The organism is Burkholderia sp. SIMBA_062 (assembly GCF_046534765.1).
Classification (GTDB): Bacteria; Pseudomonadota; Gammaproteobacteria; order Burkholderiales; family Burkholderiaceae; genus Burkholderia; species Burkholderia ambifaria.
In genome coordinates, this window is record NZ_JAWRYD010000161.1 from 1 (window position 1) to 331 (window position 331).

Genomic DNA, 331 nt, shown 5'->3' on the forward strand with positions numbered 1-331 from the left:
GTTGGCTTCCATCAGGCGAATCCGTGCTCGCTCGCGTAGCGGATCAAATCGGCGTTCGAATCGAGATGCAGCTTGCGCATGGCCGCGCGTTTCTGCGTGGCGACCGTCGTGACCGAGCGGTTCAGGCGCTTCGAGATCTCGGTCACGTTCAGGCCGAGCGCGAAGAGGCGCACGACTTCGAGTTCGCGCGGCGAAAGCGGATTGCTGCGGCGGAATTCGTCCACGTTCGCGCCGTCCAGTGCGAGACGTTCGGCGACGCGCGCCGAGAGCGTGGTGCCCGGCTCGACGAGCGCGCGCCGGCAGACTTCGGCGAGCACGGTGATCGGCTCTT

At 66.5% G+C, this 331-nt stretch carries 1 protein-coding gene; it reads right to left on the reverse strand.

The window, feature by feature from the left end:
- Positions 1 to 11 precede the first annotated feature (11 nt).
- Positions 12 to 331 (reverse strand): LuxR C-terminal-related transcriptional regulator (locus SB786_RS35855; protein ID WP_410731525.1); only part of this gene is annotated, 320 nt, incomplete at its 5' end.